Source organism: Aminobacter sp. LjRoot7, assembly GCF_964252895.1.
Classification (GTDB): Bacteria; Pseudomonadota; Alphaproteobacteria; order Rhizobiales; family Rhizobiaceae; genus Aminobacter; species Aminobacter aminovorans_B.
This window is the reverse complement of sequence record NZ_CAXUPX020000003.1, coordinates 130,925-149,984: the sequence shown is the minus strand read 5'-3', so window position 1 is coordinate 149,984 and position 19,060 is coordinate 130,925. Positions and strand designations below refer to the sequence as shown.

Annotated in this window: 19 protein-coding genes; 6 read left to right on the top strand and 13 right to left on the bottom strand. The window is 61.8% G+C overall.

What is annotated here, in order from left to right; genetic code table 11:
• Positions 1–82: 82 nt before the first annotated feature.
• The 3 genes from ACSQ3E_RS10255 to ACSQ3E_RS10245 are packed head-to-tail and all read right to left on the bottom strand — an operon-like array spanning position 83 to position 1,979.
• Positions 83–700, bottom strand: coding sequence for a uracil-DNA glycosylase family protein (locus ACSQ3E_RS10255; RefSeq protein WP_436122630.1), 618 nt, complete (start codon positions 698–700; stop codon positions 83–85).
• Positions 701–702: 2 nt separating this feature from the next.
• Complete coding sequence (locus ACSQ3E_RS10250; protein ID WP_436122629.1) at positions 703–1,314, bottom strand: glutathione S-transferase; 612 nt, start codon at positions 1,312–1,314, stop codon at positions 703–705.
• A 47-nt stretch (positions 1,315–1,361) separates the two neighbouring features.
• Positions 1,362–1,979, bottom strand: coding sequence for a thermonuclease family protein (locus ACSQ3E_RS10245; RefSeq protein ID WP_436122628.1), 618 nt, complete (start codon positions 1,977–1,979; stop codon positions 1,362–1,364).
• Positions 1,980–2,056: 77 nt separating this feature from the next.
• Between ACSQ3E_RS10245 and ACSQ3E_RS10240 the strand changes: the two genes are divergently transcribed.
• Positions 2,057–3,571 carry a sensor histidine kinase gene (locus ACSQ3E_RS10240; protein ID WP_310318083.1) on the top strand — a complete coding sequence of 505 codons (1,515 nt, stop codon included), beginning with the start codon at positions 2,057–2,059 and terminating at the stop codon, positions 3,569–3,571.
• A gap of 17 nt (positions 3,572–3,588) precedes the next feature.
• Here the strand turns inward: ACSQ3E_RS10240 and ACSQ3E_RS10235 are convergent, their stop codons facing one another.
• Positions 3,589–4,584: a nicotinate-nucleotide--dimethylbenzimidazole phosphoribosyltransferase gene (locus tag ACSQ3E_RS10235; protein ID WP_436122627.1), complete on the bottom strand. Its 996-nt coding sequence runs from the start codon at positions 4,582–4,584 to the stop codon at positions 3,589–3,591.
• Between the two features lie 193 nt (positions 4,585–4,777).
• Between ACSQ3E_RS10235 and ACSQ3E_RS10230 the strand changes: the two genes are divergently transcribed.
• Entirely contained in the window at positions 4,778–5,008 is a 231-nt protein-coding gene (locus ACSQ3E_RS10230; protein WP_310319109.1) for a DUF1289 domain-containing protein, read from the top strand.
• A gap of 15 nt (positions 5,009–5,023) precedes the next feature.
• Positions 5,024–5,725 carry a TIGR02281 family clan AA aspartic protease gene (locus tag ACSQ3E_RS10225; RefSeq protein WP_436122626.1) on the top strand — a complete coding sequence of 234 codons (702 nt, stop codon included), beginning with the start codon at positions 5,024–5,026 and terminating at the stop codon, positions 5,723–5,725.
• Positions 5,726–5,729: 4 nt separating this feature from the next.
• Here the strand turns inward: ACSQ3E_RS10225 and ACSQ3E_RS10220 are convergent, their stop codons facing one another.
• From ACSQ3E_RS10220 to fmdA, 3 genes are all read right to left on the bottom strand, one after another.
• Positions 5,730–6,095 (bottom strand): FmdB family zinc ribbon protein, encoded by a 366-nt coding sequence (locus ACSQ3E_RS10220; protein WP_436122625.1) that lies wholly within the window; start codon positions 6,093–6,095, stop codon positions 5,730–5,732.
• Between the two features lie 39 nt (positions 6,096–6,134).
• Complete coding sequence (locus ACSQ3E_RS10215) at positions 6,135–6,647, bottom strand: AmiS/UreI family transporter (RefSeq protein ID WP_436122624.1); 513 nt, start codon at positions 6,645–6,647, stop codon at positions 6,135–6,137.
• 75 nt (positions 6,648–6,722) lie between these two features.
• Complete coding sequence (gene fmdA, locus ACSQ3E_RS10210) at positions 6,723–7,949, bottom strand: formamidase (RefSeq protein ID WP_436122623.1); 1,227 nt, start codon at positions 7,947–7,949, stop codon at positions 6,723–6,725.
• Between the two features lie 363 nt (positions 7,950–8,312).
• Between fmdA and ACSQ3E_RS10205 the strand changes: the two genes are divergently transcribed.
• Positions 8,313–9,050, top strand: coding sequence for a response regulator (locus ACSQ3E_RS10205; RefSeq protein ID WP_436122622.1), 738 nt, complete (start codon positions 8,313–8,315; stop codon positions 9,048–9,050).
• Here the strand turns inward: ACSQ3E_RS10205 and ACSQ3E_RS10200 are convergent.
• From ACSQ3E_RS10200 to dusA, 3 genes are all read right to left on the bottom strand, one after another.
• Positions 9,035–10,237 (bottom strand): sensor histidine kinase, encoded by a 1,203-nt coding sequence (locus tag ACSQ3E_RS10200; RefSeq protein WP_436122621.1) that lies wholly within the window; start codon positions 10,235–10,237, stop codon positions 9,035–9,037. The genes ACSQ3E_RS10205 and ACSQ3E_RS10200 overlap by 16 nt on opposite strands.
• The gene (locus ACSQ3E_RS10195) at positions 10,234–12,867 is read right to left on the bottom strand and encodes an ATP-binding protein (RefSeq protein ID WP_436122620.1); all 2,634 of its coding nucleotides are present in this window, start codon (positions 12,865–12,867) and stop codon (positions 10,234–10,236) included. The genes ACSQ3E_RS10200 and ACSQ3E_RS10195 overlap by 4 nt, the downstream gene beginning before the upstream one ends.
• Before the next feature lie 179 nt (positions 12,868–13,046).
• Positions 13,047–14,042 (bottom strand): tRNA dihydrouridine(20/20a) synthase DusA, encoded by a 996-nt coding sequence (gene dusA / locus ACSQ3E_RS10190; protein ID WP_436122619.1) that lies wholly within the window; start codon positions 14,040–14,042, stop codon positions 13,047–13,049.
• 113 nt (positions 14,043–14,155) lie between these two features.
• Here dusA and ACSQ3E_RS10185 point away from each other — a divergent pair, with 113 nt between their 5' ends.
• Positions 14,156–15,217: a tyrosine-type recombinase/integrase gene (locus ACSQ3E_RS10185; protein WP_436122618.1), complete on the top strand. Its 1,062-nt coding sequence runs from the start codon at positions 14,156–14,158 to the stop codon at positions 15,215–15,217.
• 437 nt (positions 15,218–15,654) lie between these two features.
• Here the strand turns inward: ACSQ3E_RS10185 and ACSQ3E_RS10180 are convergent, their stop codons facing one another.
• Together ACSQ3E_RS10180 and ACSQ3E_RS10175 are read right to left on the bottom strand one after the other, a co-directional pair.
• Positions 15,655–16,086 (bottom strand): RrF2 family transcriptional regulator, encoded by a 432-nt coding sequence (locus ACSQ3E_RS10180; protein WP_436122617.1) that lies wholly within the window; start codon positions 16,084–16,086, stop codon positions 15,655–15,657.
• 49 nt (positions 16,087–16,135) lie between these two features.
• Entirely contained in the window at positions 16,136–16,525 is a 390-nt protein-coding gene (locus ACSQ3E_RS10175) for a group III truncated hemoglobin (RefSeq protein WP_436122616.1), read from the bottom strand.
• Between the two features lie 223 nt (positions 16,526–16,748).
• On the opposite strand from ACSQ3E_RS10175, the gene ACSQ3E_RS10170 reads away from it, so the two are divergent.
• On the top strand, positions 16,749–17,090 hold the full coding sequence (locus tag ACSQ3E_RS10170; RefSeq protein WP_436122615.1) for a DUF6522 family protein: 342 nt from the start codon (positions 16,749–16,751) through the stop codon (positions 17,088–17,090).
• A gap of 1,517 nt (positions 17,091–18,607) precedes the next feature.
• Here ACSQ3E_RS10170 and ACSQ3E_RS10165 read toward each other — a convergent pair.
• Positions 18,608–19,051 carry a hypothetical protein gene (locus ACSQ3E_RS10165; RefSeq protein WP_436122614.1) on the bottom strand — a complete coding sequence of 148 codons (444 nt, stop codon included), beginning with the start codon at positions 19,049–19,051 and terminating at the stop codon, positions 18,608–18,610.
• Positions 19,052–19,060 lie beyond the last annotated feature (9 nt).

The following is a 19,060-nucleotide window of genomic DNA, read 5'->3' as shown; positions in this document are numbered from 1 at the left end:
CCATAATCCTGTCATTTACGCCATCATACAAGAAAGGAATTCTCCGCACACCCTGTATCTTCGGTATCGAATTCCATAACGCCTAGGAAAGGCGACGTTGGATTTCCGCCTTGAGAAAAGGCAGCAATTCCATTTCGAACCAGGCATTCCGCTTGATCCAGCCCGTGTTGCGCCAGGACGGATGCGGCAAAGGCAGCACATGCGGCGAAGGCGAACGCACCCAGACAGCCCGCCAGTCGGCAACAGTGTCGGTCAAGGACGCCGCGCGCGCCGCGCCCATGTGCCAGCGCTGCGCGTACTGACCGATCGTCAGCACGAGATCGATCTGCGGCATCAGCTTCATCAGCCGGGCACGCCAGGCCATTGCGCATTCCCGTCGCGGCGGCAGGTCACCGCCCTTGGCATCCTGGCCCGGGAAGCAAAAGCCCATCGGCACGATGGCAAAGGCGTCCGGGTCGTAGAAGATTTCCGACGTCACGCCGAGCCAATCGCGCAGGCGATCGCCTGATGCGTCGGTGAAAGGCGCTCCGCTCAGATGCACCTTGGTACCCGGCGCCTGCCCGGCGATCAGGATGCGCGCAGTGGAAGACGGCACCACCACCGGCCGCGGCTCATGCGGCAAGGGTTTGCCCAATGGCTGCTCGACGCAGATACGGCAAGCCTTGATCTCGGCGACAAGGCTGTCGAGTTCGGCCGACATAATCAGGCGGCAGCGCTCGGGCGTGCCGTCAGCGCGTGATGCCAGCGCTGCACGTTGGCAAACGCTTCGGGCATCACGATCTTCGCCGGCTTCATGAAGTCGATGGCGCACAATCCGGTGATGTCGGCGATGGAATAGTAGTCCCCGGCGGCGAATTCACGCGCGGCGAGTTCCTTGTCGAGCAAGGCCAGGAACTCGATGGCCTTCGGCCGGTTGACCTCGCCCCATTCGGGCACCTGGGGGATTTCCCATTCCTTCATCGCCGGATGAGTATGGCGGAAGGCGAAGGCCACTGGCTGGAACAGGTTCTGCTCGATCCGCCGTTGCCACATCTCGACCTTCGCCTTGCCCAGCGCGCCGCGTCCGAACAAGGCCGGCTCAGGGTGCAGCTCCTCGAAATAGCGGCAGATGGCGACAGTTTCGGTGAGGATGGTGCCGTCGTCGAGCTCCAGCACGGGCAGTCGCTGCAGCGGATTGCGCGAGGAAACATCTGTTTTCTTGTGTTCCATCGCTCCCATGTCGACGGAAACCTTGGGCACATCGATGCCCTTTTCGGCCAGGAACACGCGCACGCGCCTCGGATTTGGCGCCCGTCCCCCGTCAAACAGCTTCATTTCTGCCTCCTCAGACTTGTACCGATCTTGCAACTATAAGCCGCAAGCTACGAGAATCGAAAGATTTCCCGCAGCCAATTGAGCATGCGCCCAAAGCTGCCATGCTCAATTTCAACCATGTCGCCGTGCATGTTGCGCCAGTCGCGCGGACGGTCGAAGTCGCCGGCCCACAGGCCCTTTCGGCCAAGGCGCGCGGCAGCTTCCTCCGCTTCGTAGCCACCATAGGCAACGGCCCAGCCGACCTCCACCTGCGAACGGTTGAGATCGGTCCCGGCAGCCGTGCATTCGCCAAGCAGGCGGCCGTAACGGTCGCGCTCCCAGCCGGCGCAGCTCACCTGGTGCCCGGCGACGAGTTTTGACAGCGCCTCGCGCGAACGGCGGCCGCAAGGATAGTCGGCGCCATCCTTCCTGCAAATCTGGGAGTATTCCGGCGCATCAATGCCACGCAGGCGAATGCGCTCGCTGCCCAAGGTAATCGAATCACCATCGTTGATGACGGCCACGCCCTCAGTCTTGCGTGTTTCCACCCTGTCGAGGCGCGCCGAAACGAGGATCAGCAGCCCAAGCACGGCAAACGCCAGCGCATAGTCGAAAAACTTGCGCCAACGGCTGCGCGGGCGCCTGAAATACCGCTGCCGCGGCCTGCCCGACCACGAACGGCTCATATGGCAAACAATCCCTTAATCATTCGGACGTAGCGTGCAGACTTGAAGATAAGCGCGCGCGAAAACTGAATTATCACATGCCGTTGCAACGCTCTAACACGGCGGACAAGATCATTGTGGACCGCAGGAAACGCCATCGCAACAGCGATGTCGCTCGTGCTGTGCGCAAGACACGCGATCAATTGGCCCAGCAGCCAGGCGGCCTGGCTTTCGACCGCGAACTGCTGAAGCTGCACGCCCGTTCGATCAGAGCCAATTCGGCAACCCTGCCGCTTCTGGTCGTCATCTTCGCCGGCATCGGGTTTTTGCTCGGCGCGGACGATGCCATCCTCAAATGGTCGCTGGTCGCGATGATGGGTTATGTCGGACTGGCGTTGCTTGCCCGCCGCGCCGACGAGGCAGCGCCTGCGGCGATGACGCCGTCGGCCATCCGGCGCAATTTCTTCATTGGCCATTTCGTCACCGGCCTCGCCTGGGCCTATCTCGCCGCCATGACCTGTGCGGCCTGCGAACCCGGCCTGCTGTCCATCGTCAAAGGTGCGTTCCTGCTCGTTGCAATGGCGGCGACCGCGATCGTTGCATCGTCGCTGCGCGGCGCACTGGCCGCGACTTTCGTCGTTCCCGTCGCCGCCTATGCAGCCTTCGGCGTCAAGCTGTCCGAGCCGCTTGGCATGGTCATGGTCGCGCTGCTGGTCGCTGCCTTGCCCTTCTTTTCGCTCGTCGCCGGGATCAAGAAGCGGTCAGCGCTGCTGCTGATGGCCGCCCGGTCCGAAATGGACGCGCTGATTGCCGAACTGGAGACGGCAAAATCGATGTCGGACGAGGCCCGCCGCCGTGCCGAAGACGCCAATCTCGCCAAGTCGCGATTCCTGGCCACGATGAGCCATGAGCTGCGCACGCCACTCAATGCCATCCTCGGCTTCTCGGAAGTGATGGCCGGCGAAGTGCTCGGCCCGATCAACAGCCCGACCTATCGCGAATATTCCCGCGACATCCACCAGTCGGGCCAGCACCTGCTCGACCTCATCAACGAGATCCTCGACCTGTCGCGCATCGAGGCCGGCCGCTATCAGCTCAACGAAGAGCCGCTGATGCTGCTCCAGGTGGTCGAGGATTGCTGCCACATGATGGAGCTCAAGGCACGCAACAAGGATCTCAAGATCGTCGAACAGTTCGAGCCGACCCTGCCGCGCCTGCTCGGCGACGAGCGCGCCATCCGCCAGATCACGCTCAACCTTCTGTCCAACGCCATCAAATTCTCGCCGACGGGCAGCGAAATACGCGTCCGTGTCGGCTGGACCGCCGGCGGCGGTCAGTACATCTCTGTCAAGGACAAGGGACCGGGCATTCCCGCCGACGAAATCCCCGTCGTGCTGTCGGCTTTCGGCCAGGGCTCGATCGCCATCAAGAGCGCCGAACAGGGAACCGGCCTTGGCCTGCCCATCGTCCAGGGCCTGCTTGCGTTGCATGGCGGCGAATTCGAACTGCGCTCGAAGCTGCGCGAGGGCACCGAAGCCATCGCGGTCTTTCCCCCAGCCCGGGTCATCGACGACCTGCCTTCGCTGGCGCGCAGCACCGCCGGCCGGCGCTAGATCAGCCCGCCGCTAGATCAGCGAATAGCCGCTGCCATTCCCGAACTGATCTGCGCCGCGGTCTTGACCAACCCGGCGGCAAGCCCGGCGCCAACCGCCTCGCCATGGTCGATGCCGAGCCCGAGCAAGGGCCGCGCACCGAGCTTTGCCAGCAGGCGGGCGTGGCCCGGCTCGGTCGAGACATGCGAGAACATGCAATGGTCGAGCGCCGTCCGGTCGACGGCATAAAGCACGGCAGCAGCAGCGGTCGTGGCGAAGCCGTCGAGCAGCACCGGGATCTTTTCCATGCGCGCCGCAAGGATGGCACCGGCGATGGCCGCGAATTCGCGCCCGCCGACCCGGCGCAAGGCATCGAACGGGTCCTTGATATGAGGGCCATGCAGCGCCAGCGCACGATCGACAATTTCGGCCTTGCGCGCCTGCATGGCGGCATCAGCACCGGAACCCGGCCCGACCCAGTCGGCGCCCTTGCCGCCGAACAATGCCGAGCAAAGGGCCGCGGCAACGGTCGTGTTGGCAACGCCGAGATCGCCGATGCAGAACAGATCGCTGCCGCCGGCAATCGCCTCCATGCCAAAAGCCATGGTGGCGGCGCAGCCGCGTTCGTCCAGCGCCGGCTCGACGGTGATATCCGATGTCGGCAGGTGCAGCGCCAGGTCGAGCACCTTCAGGCCGAGATCGTTGGCCAGGCAGATCTGGTTGATGGCAGCACCGCCGGCGGCGCACAGCTCGACGCGCTGGGCCGTGGCTTCCATCGCCCGCGGCGACACGCCTTGGGCAGCGACACCGTGATTGCCAGCAAAGATCGCAACCATCGGCTTGAGCACCGAGGGTGGCGCGCGGCCCGTCCAGCGCGCCAGCCAGGCCGCGATGTCCTCGATGCGGCCAAGCGAGCCTTTCGGCTTGTCTGTCTTGGCAAACAGCGCCCAGACCTTGCCAGCCTGGGCGACATCGCCCTCGGGCAGATGTGCAAACAGGTTGCGGAAATCGTCAAAGGGGGAAGCGCTGGTCATGGGGGCTGCCTGCCGTTCGTGATGGTCCTGCGCGGCATAGCCGCCTCGACGAGCGAAAACAATCGCGAGATCGCATCCAGGCGGCGAGGCGTGACGTCGCGGGAAAGCGCTTGCAATGACGCGCAGGCTACATCATCTGTGATTGGCGCCGTGTATACATCAGCGCAGAAGCATTGCCGCCATGGACGACCTGATGACCGCGATTGAAACTCCCTGCATCATGCTGTGCTCCATCGACGACACGACCGGCTATTGCTTCGGTTGCGGCCGTACCCGCGACGAGGTCGGCGCCTGGTACAAGATGACGCCGGAAACGCGCCGTGCCGTCATGGCCACCTTGCCCGCCCGCCTCGAGACCATCGAGCGCAAGCCGCGCCGCGAAACGCGCCGCGCGCGGATGTCCCGCGAAAATGCGTCCAGCTGAGGATACCAGACAGAGATGAGCCGGCTTTACTGGGTCGTCATCGCCGTACTCGGCGGCGGGCTGCTGCTGTTGTTGCTCAACCATTCGTCAGGCGAAACGCTTGGCCTCAACAATGACAGCTTCGGCCAGCTGATCTACGCCGGCGCGCTGTTGCTGGTCATCGGCGCCGGCGTCCTGCGCCGTGGCACGCGCTTCGGTGACACGGTGCGCAGCCTGGCAATGTGGGTGGTGATCGTTCTGGTGTTTGTCGCCGGCTATCAGTACCGCTACGAACTGCAGGATGTCGCCAGCCGCGTCACCGCCGGCCTCGTGCCGGGAAGCCCGATGTCGGCGCTGGATGGCAATGGCCGCGCGACCGTCACCCTGGACAAACTAACCAACGGACATTTCGGCGCGCGCATGCAGGTCAACGGCCAGACCATCGATGTCATGGTCGACACGGGCGCCACAACCACCGTCCTGACGGTGGCCGATGCCCGCCGAGCCGGCTTCGATCTCGAAAGCCTGAGCTTCACCGTGCCGGTCTCGACTGCCAACGGCATTGCGCATGCGGCACGGGTCACGGCGGCGAGCGTCCAGCTCGGCACCATCGAACGCAAGAACCTGCCTATGCTCGTCGCCGACCAGGGGCTCGAGCAGAGCCTGCTCGGCATGAATTTCATCGGCTCGCTGTCGGGCTTCGACGTGCGCGGCGACAGGATGATCCTGCGCGACTAGGGCTCTAGTGGCCGATCGACCATTTCTTGCGTGTCGGCACAGGCTTGTTGCCGATCTTGCACAAGGCGCAGCCACAACCGGCAAGATGCGCCTTCTTCACCACTTTCGGCTCGGTGCCGCTGGCCTCTGACCGGGCCAATGCGCGGCGCAACTTGCCGTTCATCAGGCTCAGACGTGGTGCGGCCACGTCGCGTTTGCTTTGCTCCTCGCATTGCGGGCAGGCGCACGCCCGAAGCGCGTCCTGCATCGGCACCCATTCTTCAAACGGTCCGCAATCGTCGCAAACATAATTGTAGAGCGGCATGACCAGCCTCCCAAAAGCACCCATTGAAACGATATGGCGAGCAAAACAGCCCTCGCCCGCCCGCAAGCGGCCAAGCGTCCCAACGCCTGGCCGGAGAAGCCGGCGTCAGAGCTTGCCGTCGAGCAGCAGGAAGCCCGGCAGCCAGCCGGTGACGATGCCGGCAAGCAGCGTGACCACCGCCGTCAGCCGCAGGATCGGCCGCTGCAGCGCCAGCAGCAGGAAATACAGGAACCACAGCACGCCCCAGATCACCCAGTTGGACGCCAGCCAGAAATCGGTCGACGTCTGGGCCGTGGAAAGTCCCTGCACCGCCACTGGAACCGTGGTGATGGCGACGAACAGGCTGAACCAGCCGAGGCCGCGTCCGTCCACTTTCACCACCCTGTTGTAGGCCACCCAAAAATAGGTCGTCGAAAACAGGATCGTCAGCGCCGCACCTTTGATGGACGCAGCGTCCGCGTTGGGTCCGAACGCCCAGGCAAGCGAAGCGCAAAACGTCACGACGCCCGAGACGACGTTGATGACGACGATTTCCCGGTCCTCGATCTTCCCGAGCAGCCAAAGGCCGTTCAAGAACAGGACGGCGCCAACGTAAAGCAAAGCAAATCCGAGTAGCATGAATTCCCCTCCCAGGAGAACGCCGGTCGGGACACGCTCCCGACCGGCGGTCAGTTTGTTGTTGTTGCGGCCTGATCAGCTCGTCTTGGCGACGTCGGCCTTGAAGTCCTGCTTCTTGGGTCCGTGGGCGTTGGGATTGATGTCGAAGTCGAAGATTGCCGTAGGAATAGCCAAGGTGGCGCAAACATTGGGAATGTCGACGATGCCGGCGATGCGGCCTTCGACAGGGGCCGTGCCCAGGATCATGTATGCCTGCTCGCCGGAGTAGCCGAACTTCTTGAGATACTCGATGGCGTTGAGGCAGGCCCGGCGATAGGCGACATGAGCATCGAGATAGTACTGCTCGCCCGTGTGCTCGTCGACCGAAATGCCCTCGAAGATCAGATAGTCGTCGAAATGCGGGTCGATCGGACTTGGCTTGAAGATCGGGTTGATGACGCCGTATTTCGCCATGCCGCCCTTGATCACGTCGACGCTGATGTCGACCCAGCCAGCCATTTCGATAGCGCCGCAGAAGGTGATCTCGCCGTCGCCCTGCGAGAAGTGGATGTCGCCCATCGAGAGCCCGCCGCCCTTCACGTAAACCGGGAAGTAGACCTTCGAACCGCGCGACAGGTTCTTGATGTCGCAGTTGCCGCCATGTTCGCGCGGCGGAACCGTGCGCCAGGCCTCGGCCGCGGCTTTCCGCGCCGCATCACCTTTCAACTGCCCCATCAGTGCTGTGTCGGCATATGGCAGCGCTGCCAGCGGTGGCACGCGGCCAGGATCGGTCGCCACCAGTTCGGCTTCGCGACGGTTTGCTTCGGCAAGCAGCTTGTGGTCAGGCAGGCAGCCGATCAGGCCGGGATGGATGATGCCGGGGTAGCGCACGCCAGGAATGTGGCGCGACGTCGTGTAGATGCCGTGGAAATCCCAGCAGGACTTGCTGGCTTCAGGGTAATGCTCGGTGAGAAACCCACCGCCGTTTTCCTTGGCGAACAGGCCGTTGAAGCCCCATTCCGAATCGGGCTTCGCGCCGAGATCAAGAATGTCGACGACCAGCAGGTCTCCGGGTTCCGCGCCGTCGACGCCGAACGGGCCGCTGAGGTAATGGACGCGCGTCAGGTCGACGTCGCGGACGTCATTGGCGCTGTTGTTGTTGCCGATCTGGCCTCCCGTCCAGTCGTGGCACTCCACCCGGTAGGTGCGCCCGGGCTTGAGGTAATCGACCATCGGAATATCAGGATGCCAACGGTTGTGCGTCTTGATGGCGTGATCTTCGGGCGCTTTGTTCAAATCGACTGAAAATACTGTCTGTGGCATTGGGCTGTTCCTCCTCAATCGCCGGCTTTGGGAGGTGTGGCTTGCGCGCCTTCCTCGCCCTTGCGCCGGGAGCGCAATGCAACCCGACGCAGCCGTGCGAGGCCAAGCTAGGTGCGGCTTGTAATCGCCATGCATCGGAAAGCTGCCCGCTATGTAATTTTTTGTAACCAGACGGTTTGTGTCAGCGCCGGCCAGACGCAACAACCCCGAAATTTTAGATATAACTTTCAGATTGTTAGATGGATCCACCGACAGGTGACAGATGCCAGCCCCCGCCCACGCGCGTAAGAGCAACGCCGGTTGCGACCAATGGCGATCTTCCCTTCTCGACCGCGCCTGCGAATTGCGATTATCGTAGCAACCATGTCAGTTGCCGACCCAAGATCACGCATTCTCATTGTCGATGACGATCGTCTGCTGTGCAGCTTTCTCGAAAAGTTCCTGGCAAGCGAGGGCTATGTCATGGCGAGCGCCCATGACGGTCGCTCGATGCGGCGCGCGCTTGCCGACGAACCGTTCGATCTGGTCATTCTTGACCTCGGGTTTCCCGCTGGTGAGGACGGCGTCACCCTGGCGCGCAACTTGCGCTCCCAATACGACCTCCCGCTGATCATGCTGTCGGGCAAGAACAGCACGATCGACAAGGTCGTCTGCCTCGAACTGGGGGCCGACGACTACGTCACCAAGCCGTTCGAGCCGCGCGAACTGCTGGCGCGGGTACGAACGGTGATGCGGCGTTTTGCCAAGCGCATCACGCTGCCCGAGCAAACAGAAGTGGATCGCTCGGCCGCCGTCTGTTTCGATGGCTGGCGGCTCGATCCCACACGCTACAAGCTGTCGTCGCCGAACGGCGAGAACGTGCGGCTGACCAGCCAGGAGTTCCAGATCCTGTCGGCGTTGGTCGAACGGCGCGGCCGCATCCTGTCGCGCGAGCAGATCCTCGACATCGTCGCCAACCGCAACTGGACGCCCTATGATCGCAGCATCGACGTGTTGATCGGCAAGATACGCCGCAAGTTGCGGGACAATGCGCGCGACACCCAATTCATCAAGACCATTCGCGGCGTCGGCTACATGTTCGCCCCTCAGGGCCGGGACTGAACTGCCCGCGGCAGATAGAGATTGATCCGGGTGCCCTCGTCCGGCTTGCTCGAGATGCCAAGGCGCCCGCCCGACTGGCGCACGAAGCCATCGACCATCGGCAGGCCAAGGCCACTACCCTTTCCCGCTGCTTTGGTGGTGAACAGCGGCTCCAGCGCCCGGCTGCGCACCGCCACCGGCATGCCGTGGCCGGTGTCGATGACCGAAATGACGACATACTGACCGGGCAACAGACCCGAGGCGACGCGGGCGTCGTCGGGCCGGACGACAAAATTGCAGGCCTCGAACCGAAGCAGGCCGCCATCCGGCATTGCATCGCGCGCATTGAGCGCGAGATTGAGCAGGCTGGTTTCCAGTTGCGCTGGCTGAACCTCGACCTCATGCAGATCGTCCGCCAGTTCGAGCGACAGGCCGATCTTGTCGTCCAGCGTACGACGCAAGACGCGCATCAGGTCGGGCAGCGCCTCACCCAGGTCGACACGGGCGGTATCACCGCCCTCGCGGCGGCCGAAGTTGAGCAGGCGCGAGGTCAGCTCCGTCCCTGCCTTCACCGCCTCCAGCGCATCGTCGACCATCTGCGCCAGCTGGGGCTCGGTCCGCACATGCTCCTGCAGCCAGCGCAGATTGCCGAGCAGGACAGCCAGGATATTGTTGAAGTCGTGCGCGATGCCGCCGGTCAGCTGTCCCATCGCCTCGATGCGCTGCATCTGGCCGAGCCGCTCGGCGACCAGGCGCTTTTCCTCCATCAGGCGCGTGCGCTCGAAGCAGCGCTCCAGCGTCGCCAACAGATCGGCACTGTGGAATGGCTTGCACAGATAGTCGTAGGCGCCGGCCTGCAGCGCCTCCACCGCCGTCTCGACCGAGGCATAGGCTGTGACCATCAGGCAGATGAGATCGGGGCTTTGCTGGCGAAACGCCCTGACCAGTTCGACCCCGTTGCCGACGCCCAACCGCACATCGACAAGCGCCACCGCCGGCAGGTGCAAGGCCAAGGCGCGCTGGGCCGACGGCGGATCATGCGCGATGATCGCCTGATAGCCTTCGAGCTCGAGCAATCCGGCGAGGCTTGCGGCAAAATCCTCGTCGTCATCTACGATGAGAACGCGCTTCTTCTCGGTCGGCACGGTTGCATGCGGAATGACGTCGTCGCCGATGAAATCGGTCTGCAGATCGGTCTGGTCGGTCATGACGAACCAGCGCCCGCCCGCGGCAACACGATCGAGACGCGCGTGCCGGCGCCCTGCTCGCTGTCGATCAGCACCGAGCCGCCATGCTGCTCAACGATGCGCTTGACCAGCGGCATGCCCAATCCGACGCCGAACGCCTTGGTGCTGAACAGCGGTTCGAACACCCGCGCCGCTGTCTCGTGCGACATGCCGGTCCCATTGTCGGCAACGCAGATGATGGCATTGTTGCCCTCGCAGCGGGTCGAGACGACGATTGCCGCGTCATCCGCCGTCTCGCAGGCCTGCAGCGCATTGGCCAGGACGTTGGAAAACGCCTGCCGCAACCGCTCGCCGTCGGCCGATATCCTGCATCCGGCGGCAAGTTCCAGCTGTATCGGTCGCGTAGCCTCCTGTTCGGCGACATGCTGGGCCACCCATCGGTCGATCAGGATCGGCGTGACGACCAGGGCGTGCTTGCGCGAAAAATCGAGCAGGTCCTCGATGATCCGCACGCAGCGCCAGGCGTTTCGCTGCAGCCGTTCCAATTCCGAGAGCATCGGTGCGTCGGCGCTCTTCAGCGAGCGGCGCAACACGTCGGCCGACGTCACCAACGTGCCAAGTGGATTGCGCAGCTCGTGGCTAACCGTTGCCGTGATCTGACCGATGGCGGCGAGGCGCTCGTTGCTCGCTAGGTCTCGCTGTGTCTGCCGCAGCTTTTCCAGCGAGGCGACAAGATCGCGCTCGGCAAGTTCCCGGCTCTCCTGCGACAGCACGATCCACCAGGCGCCGATGCCGAGCAGCGGCAGCAACGCGAGGAAGACGCGCAAAAGCAGCGGGCCGCTCGCCAGATGAGGCTGTTCCGATCCTGGCTCGATCAACCGGTAGGTAAGCAGGAACACGCCGCCTGATATCACCGCCAGGGTAAACAACACACCCGCCACCTTGAGCAGACGCTGCCCCATGCGGGGTGCGATCTTGTCGCGAATATGCGGCAGAGCCTGGCCGAAATAGCGCGAGCGCGAGGTCTGCACCTCACCTCCCGGCGACTTGCAGACATCGTGGCAATGCGAATCCAAGCTGCAGCACAGCGAGCAGATCGGCAGCTCGTAGAAGGTGCAGTGCACCATGTCAGAGCGTTCGTAGGTGACGCCGCAGATGGCGCACAGATTGGCGTCCGATGCAGCCGCCGGCAGGTCGACAGGCTGGCGCGCCAGATAGTAGCGCCCTTTGGTGGCGACGCCGATTACCACGGCACTTGTGAGCGCAGTGACAAACGCGATCGGCGCGGCATAGGCCTGCACCATGACGCCGAACATGCCGGAAAAACACAGCAAGGCGACGAACGACGCCAGCGCCATCGAACCGCAGCCGACGGGGTTGAAGTTGTAGAGATAGGCGCGCTTGAACTCGGGGAAAGCCGGGCTGACCCCGATCGGCTTGAGGATGGCGAGGTCGGCGAAGATCGAGCCGATCCAGGCAGCGGCGATGATCGAATAGACAGCCAGCACCAGCTCCAGCGTCTGGAAGATGCCGAGCAGCATCAGAAGCAGCGAGATCAGGATGTTGAACACCAGCCACACCACCCGGCCGGGGTGGTAGTGGGTAACGCGCGAGAAGAAATTGGACCAGGCCAGCGAGCCAGCATAGGCATTGGTGACGTTGATCTTGACCTGCGAGATCAGCACGAAAACAGCGGCCAGTGCGAGCACGACGCGCGGATCGGCGCTGAGATACTCATAGGCGATGATGTACATGTGGATGGGTTCGAGCGCTGTCGAACGCGACAGGCCGGCCTGAATTGCGAGCACCGCCAAGAGGCTGCCACAGAGTATCTTGAAGCCGCCGACGACGATCCAACCGGGGCCTGCGGCGATCACCGCCGCCCACCAGCGGAAACGGTTCTCACGCGTCTTGTCGGGCAGGAAGCGAAGATAGTCGACCTGTTCGCCGATCTGGATCGACAGCGCGCACAGAACGCCAATGGCCGAGCCGAAGGCCAGGAAGTTGAACCCCTCGCCGACCACATCGCTGCCGACGAAAGCCGCCCACTCGTTCAGCGTGTCGGGATGGGCAAACAGGATGTAGGCGAAGGGCGCCAGATGCATGGCGATCCAGATCGGCTGCGACAGCAGCTGCAGCTTGCTGATCAGCGTCACGCCCATGAAGGTTATGGGGATGATGACCACCGAGGAAATGACATAACCCAGCACCAGCGGCACATCGGCAAACAGGTTGAGCGCCTGCGCCATGATCACGCCTTCGAGGGCGAAAAAGATGAAGGTGAATGTCGCGTAGATCAGCGAAGTGATCGTCGAGCCGATATAGCCAAAGCCCGCGCCGCGCGTCAGCAGGTCCATGTCGATGTTGTGGCGGCTGGAATAATAGGCGATCGGCAGGCTCGTCACGAAAACGAACAGGCAGGTCACCAGGATCGCCGGAAAGGCGTTGGCGAAGCCGTAGCTCAGCGTGATAGCGCCGCCGATGGCCTCAAGGGCGAGAAATGAAATGCCGCCGAGCGCGGTGTTGGCAATGACGAATGGCGACCAGCGGCGAAACGACCGGGCCGCGTATCGGAGTGAATAATCCTCCAGCGTCTCGTTGGCGATCCAGGAGTGGTAGGATCGCAAGGCTGGCAGTTGCGGCGTTTCCATCACGCACAGCCTTCACGCGCCATAGCTCCGCCCGGCAATCGGCACATGAAAAACGCCCCTCCTCGAACATGCCCCCGCCAAATGATCACACAAACCAAATGGCGAGGCCAGCCCGTCCGGCGTGCGCGACGGACTTGGCCTAAGGCCGCGGTTAATCGGGGAGGACTTGCCTCTGGAACCTACGCCGCTTCGCTGCGGCTGGTGAGATCGACGGCAGCGAAGGCGTCGCGCAACACCTGCGGTCCCGCGCCCGGCTTATTGGCGTCGGTCGACAGGATCTGGCGGTAGCGCCGCGCACCTGCAAGGCCGTGGAACAGTCCGACCATGTGGCGGCTGACATGGCCGAGGCGGCCACCGCTAGCGATATGCCTGCCGGCATAGTCGGCCATGACCTCGATCAGCCCGGCAAAGTCGAAATCTTGCGCCGGCTCGTCCTGCAGCATGGCATCGACTCCGGTCAAAACACCTGGCGTGTGGTAGGCAGCGCGGCCAAGCATCACGCCATCGACATGCTCAAGATGCGCGCGCGTTTCCTCAAGCGTCAGGATGCCGCCATTGATGCCGATGAACCGATCGGGCATCCGGGCTTTCAGGCGATAGACACGGCCATAGTCGAGCGGCGGGATATCGCGGTTTTCCTTGGGGCTCAGCCCCTCAAGCCAGGCCTTGCGCGCATGCACCCACAGCGCGTCCGCACCGGCGGCAAAGACGCCATCGGCAAGCACGTTGAGCGCCGGCTCGGGATCCTGGTCATCGACGCCGATGCGGCACTTCACCGTGACAGGAATCTTCACCGCGTCCTTCATCGCCGCGACGCCTTCGGCGACGAGACCGGGCGTCTTCATCAGGCAGGCGCCGAAGGTGCCAGACTGGACGCGGTCCGAAGGACAGCCGACATTGAGATTGATCTCGTCATAACCGAATGCCTCGCCGATGCGCGCGGCCTCGGCCAGCTTGGCAGGATCGGAACCGCCCAGCTGCAAGGCAACCGGATGCTCGCAGGCATCAAAGCCAAGCAGCCGCTCCCGCGCGCCATGGATGACGGCGTCGGCCACCACCATCTCGGTATAGAGCAGCGCCTTGCGCGTCAGTTGGCGATGGAAAAACCGGCAGCACCGATCAGTCCAGTCCATCATGGGCGCAATGGCCAGTCTATGTTCTTGATATTCCATCATTTTTTTAGTAGTCTCAATTGGTTAGGTCGCACCGAGTGCACACGAATTTACGCCACATTGCGACGCTTTTCGCCACCGTTCGACGGCTGAGTGCACACGGAGCGCACACGAAAATGGCCACTTTCACAAAACTCCATTCCGGCTCCTGGCGCGTTCAGGTTCGTCGCAAGGGCCGTTACGTCAGCGAGACCTTCTTGCGGCGAGACGATGCCCGACGCTGGGCCCTTGAGGCGGAGCGCCAGATTGATCGTGGCGAAACGCCAAATCAGTCGCGCATCGCGCGCCTCAAAACCTTCGGCGATCTCATCGACCTTCATATCGACGACATGTGTGACGTCGGCAAGCCCCCTCGACGCTCGAAAGCTGCGACTCTGGATATGCTGAAGCGTCAGCTTGGAAAGTGCAACATGGCGGCGCTCGATCGCGAGCGGCTCATTCGGTTCGGCCGCGATCGAGCGGCAAAAGGTGCAGGCCCTGCTACCCTCGGCATCGACATTGGCACTATCAAGCTCATTCTGTCTCACGCGGCCGCAGTTCACGGCCTACCCGTTACAATCGAGGCCGTAGACCTCGCCCGCATTGCTTTGAAACAGCTAGGTCTGGTTGGCAAAGGGCAGGAGCGCGACCGTCGTCCGACCCAAGATGAACTCGACCGGTTGATCTCGCATTTCGACGCAAACCCGCGTCAGATCGCGCCAATTGGCCGGATCATCCGCTTCGCTGTTGCTACCGCAATGCGCCAAGAGGAAATCTGCACGGTGCGTTGGTCGGATCTGGAATGTCGCACCCGGATGCTTCTCATCCGTGACCGGAAGGATCCCCGAAACAAGCAGGGAAATAGCCAGCGCATTCCGCTTTTCGCTGCATGCGGATACGACGCATGGGCCATCGTGGAGGAGCAGCGCGCCTGCCGAAGTAACAACGATGATCGGATTTTCCCATTCAATGGCAGATCAGTCGGCACAGCTTTTCGTCGCGGATGCGCCGACCTGAGTATCCACGACCTTCACTTCCACGACTTGCGACACGAAGGCACAAGCCGACTTTTCGAGGCCGGATTCACAATCGAGCAAGTTGCACTCGTTACCGGGCACAAGGACTGGAAGATGCTGAAGCGGTATACGCACCTAAAGCCAGAAGCCCTCCACGCTCTACTTGCAGCCCGCGCCGCATGAGTTTGGGATCCGTTCAGGCGTGGGAGTGCGGTAGTTTCGCCCATCCGAGGGTTGATGACACAGCAGCAAGTCCAGGCAATTCGCGTGCGGGGCTTGTCCGCAGCGCCGAAAGCCGACCTGTGGGCCGTCAAAATGCTACGGTTTTGTTTTTAAAGGGAAATTCACGCACAAATATTTTTGTGTTGTTTCGGTAGCTATCGAGGTCAATTGCCTCGCAGGACCTATTTTTCGGCGGCTGGTTGCCGCTCCGCTTCCACCGGAAAAGTACCGTCATACCTCCGTAGCAGGCTTTCGCCGGCTGAGCGAGGCCCGTCCAGTGGCCCAGAGCCAGCATGCGCGAGGCACCAGAGGGGGCGACACGCACTTCACTGACCTAAATGAGCGGCACCGATACGTTGTCGTCATAGCTGAAAATCAACGGCTTCTCCATGTGCTCGCTAGGCGCCGGAAGCGCCAACGAAGAAATCCTGACGCGCCAGGGCAATGTCGGCCAGCGTGTAGCGATCCAGCGTGCACTGGAACGATGAGAGTGCGTCACGCAGCATGCCGGAAAGCTTGCAGCACCCTGTGATCGTGCATTGGTTGCCCGTAGCAAAGCACTCGACTAGTGCAAAGTCCGGCTCGGTCAACCGGATCACGTCACCGATGCGGATATCTTCTGGTCGGCGACCGAGTGTCAGCCCCCCCGACCTGCCGCGGACCGCAACAAGATAGCCGGCCCGGGTGAGCGTATTAGCCACCTTGTTGAGGTGCGTCTTCGACACACCGAAGGCGCGCGCCGTCTCTTCGATCGTGAACAACTGATCCCCGGCGGACGCCGCGAACATCAGCATGCGCAGCGTATAGTCGGAAAAATTCGTCAGCCTCATTTCGCTCCAACCTTCGCCACATGCCCGCCCTGCCGACCGCCTCGGCACGTCACAGGCTGTCGGGCGTGATCGGTTCCACCGTCAACGTGTTTTCACCGCGGTTGTAGGCGAGCGCAAGCCGGAAGGAATGCGCAATCCGCAATGCCCGATCCATGAATAGCGCCGCAATCTCCGGCGGGCAGAGCTTGTCGACGGTGGCGCGAAACAAACCCAGCCATCGCCGGAAATGCTGCTCGCCCAGATCCGGAAGCGCCAGATGCGGCGGCAGCGGGCGACCCTCATAGCTCGCGGTTCGCAGCATGAGCGACGACCAGAAGTCGCACATCTTCGCAAGATGCCGTGGCCAGTCATGCGGAGCAATGGCGCCGTTGAACACTGGTCCGAGCAGGGCATCTTTGCGGATCTCGTCGTAGAACCCATGAACCACGGCGTGGATCATCTGCTCGTCCAATTGCCCGGGCAGCACTCGGCCGTCGATGACGATGGTCGGCTTTTCCTTTGTGCCTGCACTCATATCCATGTGTCACCCCGGCCCGGCTGAATCGGCCTTTTGTCGTCCGAATTTGATGTGATGCGAACATGCTTCAACATGCGAAATAAAACATATATCGTCAATCTATCTTTATGCTAGACACTGGCGGTGCGGCGATGAGGAAGACCACATGAGGCTCGAGCTTAACCAGACCGGATCCTACGTCTTGGAACCCCAGAGGCTTTCGGTGGAAGCGAACGAACTGCGCCGCCGCATGCGCCTCGCCCTCGTGACCAGCATGGTCGAGCGCGGCGTCGACGGCGACGAAGGTCGCATTCGCCTGACTGTGCGCAGTGCGACTCGGTTTGGTGCGGCATTGTCGACGCAGACAACCGACTTGTCAGCGAAGAGTCCCTCGACCTCAGGCATTCTTCATTCCGGCAGGCTAGCCAGAATCGGAAATTGCGGCAGTGGGCACTTGGCAGTGCCAGATCAAAGTCAGTTCACGAAGAACCCCGCCAACAGGGAATAGCACCATGAACGACAATCACTCGGGAAGTACCCTTGTGCCGATGCTAGTCGGTGGCTTAGTGCTTGTGACCGTAGGCTACATGGTGATCATGATGTTCGTGTGAGCAGAGTCACTCGACGATGCGGAATTCCGCATAGCTCGAGCAATGAGCATAGCACCTCGCCTGGAAGCAGACTCAGCCGCCTGCCGCCGGACCCATGTTCCTCGGGCGTCATGAATCAATCGACGGGGCTAACCGCAGCGCTGCTCGCCTACGCGACTAAACAGCCTCGATGAACATTGAATATCTCGTAGGCCTCCGCGGTACGAATCCTGTGCTCGACCAAAAGCTCCTTGGCCCGGCACGCCAAATTGAGCGGGTCATCCAACTGCAGCAATACACCGTCTCCCATTGCTCTGTGGGGTTGGCTTCGGAAGCCACGTCTTTCCAACGTCTGTAACGCCATGTTGCCTGGGAAGTTGATTTAGAAAGCTCGCTAAAGCGCGCCAGGGAGGAATCCAACAAGAAGATGTTACCGAGTTCTTCGACCCTTCTGCGGCACCTGACCTGCTCGTGTTCGGTAAGCCGGCAGGCATGAGAGCTAGAGATTGCCTAGATGATTTCGCGTCAGGCTGAGCCGTGCGCGAAAGCGCTGTAAGATGCCGGATCGCCACGTCGCACGATCGTCGCGCGTCGCGCGGGTCAGAACACGACGCACCCCGACCTACCCGACCGATCCAACATGTGCGGTCCACCGAGCGAAATGGCGAACTCTACAACTTGGACTGTTAGTCGCCGAATTCTCAACCTATCAACGATCACTGCTTTTCTAGCCGAAGCGCGACGGCTTTACGGGATAGTATGAATTTCACAACCAATGACGTTGGCGTCGTACGCGTTGCTATAAGTGCCGCGTGACCCCAACTGGGACATGCCAAACTCGGTAATCGAGAAGCAAGCACTCTTCCCTCTAGCTGATCGGACAACCAGTCCGGCCGTCAATGCCAAGGTTAGAACGCGGGCAAGGTTGGCCTGTTCAAGTCGCAATCTAGATCCGATAGATTTCCTGTCCAAACGTCCACCGTGCACGCTCCCTAGAATCTGGAGCAGCTCCTTGACGTGCTTCTTGTTCAGCACGTTTGACACCGGGAATGGCGTTGCAACCGCGATAGACTCGTACACAAGGTCCTGAAGAACCCCTAGCTTCTCGGAAGTGGCCGTCCCACGGAAATGAGAAACGAGCTGCCGAAGCAGGTTGTGCCACTGCTTCAATTCGTCATCGCGCCGTCTCGCATCCAACGCTTTCCAAGCCCAAGATCTGAACACATCAACGACGTCGCCACAGTCCGCCTCGGACCAATTAGGAGCGCACCTTTCTACTATCGCACAAGCCTCAGCGGCACTCAGGAGGCCCGTCGCAATGTCCTCGAACTGGCTGATCTCCGCTGTCACTGCAGTACTCCGAGTGTTCACATTGTTTTCTGGCGTGTGACCTAGGCACGGGACTGTGTTTGACGGCGCGTTTTTGACGGCGCTATCAAAGACCAATCGCTACTTTACCCGCGGCCTTCACAGCGAAGACATCAGCGCATGCGACTGGGTAGGTCGTCAGCGGCAGAAATATCCGGATATTCATTGTGCGCCTCCTTGAGACATCACGCGGCAGTGCCACGACTGATCCATCTCTACCGCGGCGGCCCAGAATTACCTTGATCTGGAACAAATCCCTCTGCGTGCTCGCAATCTTCGCGTGATGGCTCCGTGCAAATCCCCAATGATTGGGGACTTCGGCGCAGCAGCTGAGCGGTTGCCACGTTTCAGCAGCCTCGTCCGCAACTCCTTCGAGTTCTTTTGAGCACTGTGCGGAGGACCGAACTTCGGAGGTCATCCTGAACCGTCGGCCAGCGCGCTGCATCGGAACAAACATCGGTCGTTGGCGGAACTGCTTGATATCTGACAGAAATACCTGAAACTGGGTCACGTCGAATCC

Bases quoted from the DNA above. Each gene is read 5' to 3' on its own strand.
- ACSQ3E_RS10255 (WP_436122630.1), bottom strand. From the start codon at position 700: ATGTCGGCCGAACTCGACAGCCTTGTCGCCGAGATCAAGGCTTGCCGT.
- ACSQ3E_RS10250 (WP_436122629.1), bottom strand. From the start codon at position 1,314: ATGAAGCTGTTTGACGGGGGACGGGCGCCAAATCCGAGGCGCGTGCGC.
- ACSQ3E_RS10245 (WP_436122628.1), bottom strand. From the start codon at position 1,979: ATGAGCCGTTCGTGGTCGGGCAGGCCGCGGCAGCGGTATTTCAGGCGC.
- ACSQ3E_RS10240 (WP_310318083.1), top strand. From the start codon at position 2,057: ATGCCGTTGCAACGCTCTAACACGGCGGACAAGATCATTGTGGACCGC.
- ACSQ3E_RS10235 (WP_436122627.1), bottom strand. From the start codon at position 4,584: ATGACCAGCGCTTCCCCCTTTGACGATTTCCGCAACCTGTTTGCACAT.
- ACSQ3E_RS10230 (WP_310319109.1), top strand. From the start codon at position 4,778: ATGACCGCGATTGAAACTCCCTGCATCATGCTGTGCTCCATCGACGAC.
- ACSQ3E_RS10225 (WP_436122626.1), top strand. From the start codon at position 5,024: ATGAGCCGGCTTTACTGGGTCGTCATCGCCGTACTCGGCGGCGGGCTG.
- ACSQ3E_RS10215 (WP_436122624.1), bottom strand. From the start codon at position 6,647: ATGCTACTCGGATTTGCTTTGCTTTACGTTGGCGCCGTCCTGTTCTTG.
- fmdA (WP_436122623.1), bottom strand. From the start codon at position 7,949: ATGCCACAGACAGTATTTTCAGTCGATTTGAACAAAGCGCCCGAAGAT.
- ACSQ3E_RS10205 (WP_436122622.1), top strand. From the start codon at position 8,313: ATGTCAGTTGCCGACCCAAGATCACGCATTCTCATTGTCGATGACGAT.
- ACSQ3E_RS10200 (WP_436122621.1), bottom strand. From the start codon at position 10,237: ATGACCGACCAGACCGATCTGCAGACCGATTTCATCGGCGACGACGTC.
- ACSQ3E_RS10195 (WP_436122620.1), bottom strand. From the start codon at position 12,867: ATGGAAACGCCGCAACTGCCAGCCTTGCGATCCTACCACTCCTGGATC.
- dusA (WP_436122619.1), bottom strand. From the start codon at position 14,042: ATGATGGAATATCAAGAACATAGACTGGCCATTGCGCCCATGATGGAC.
- ACSQ3E_RS10185 (WP_436122618.1), top strand. From the start codon at position 14,156: ATGGCCACTTTCACAAAACTCCATTCCGGCTCCTGGCGCGTTCAGGTT.
- ACSQ3E_RS10180 (WP_436122617.1), bottom strand. From the start codon at position 16,086: ATGAGGCTGACGAATTTTTCCGACTATACGCTGCGCATGCTGATGTTC.
- ACSQ3E_RS10175 (WP_436122616.1), bottom strand. From the start codon at position 16,525: ATGATCCACGCCGTGGTTCATGGGTTCTACGACGAGATCCGCAAAGAT.
- ACSQ3E_RS10170 (WP_436122615.1), top strand. From the start codon at position 16,749: ATGAGGCTCGAGCTTAACCAGACCGGATCCTACGTCTTGGAACCCCAG.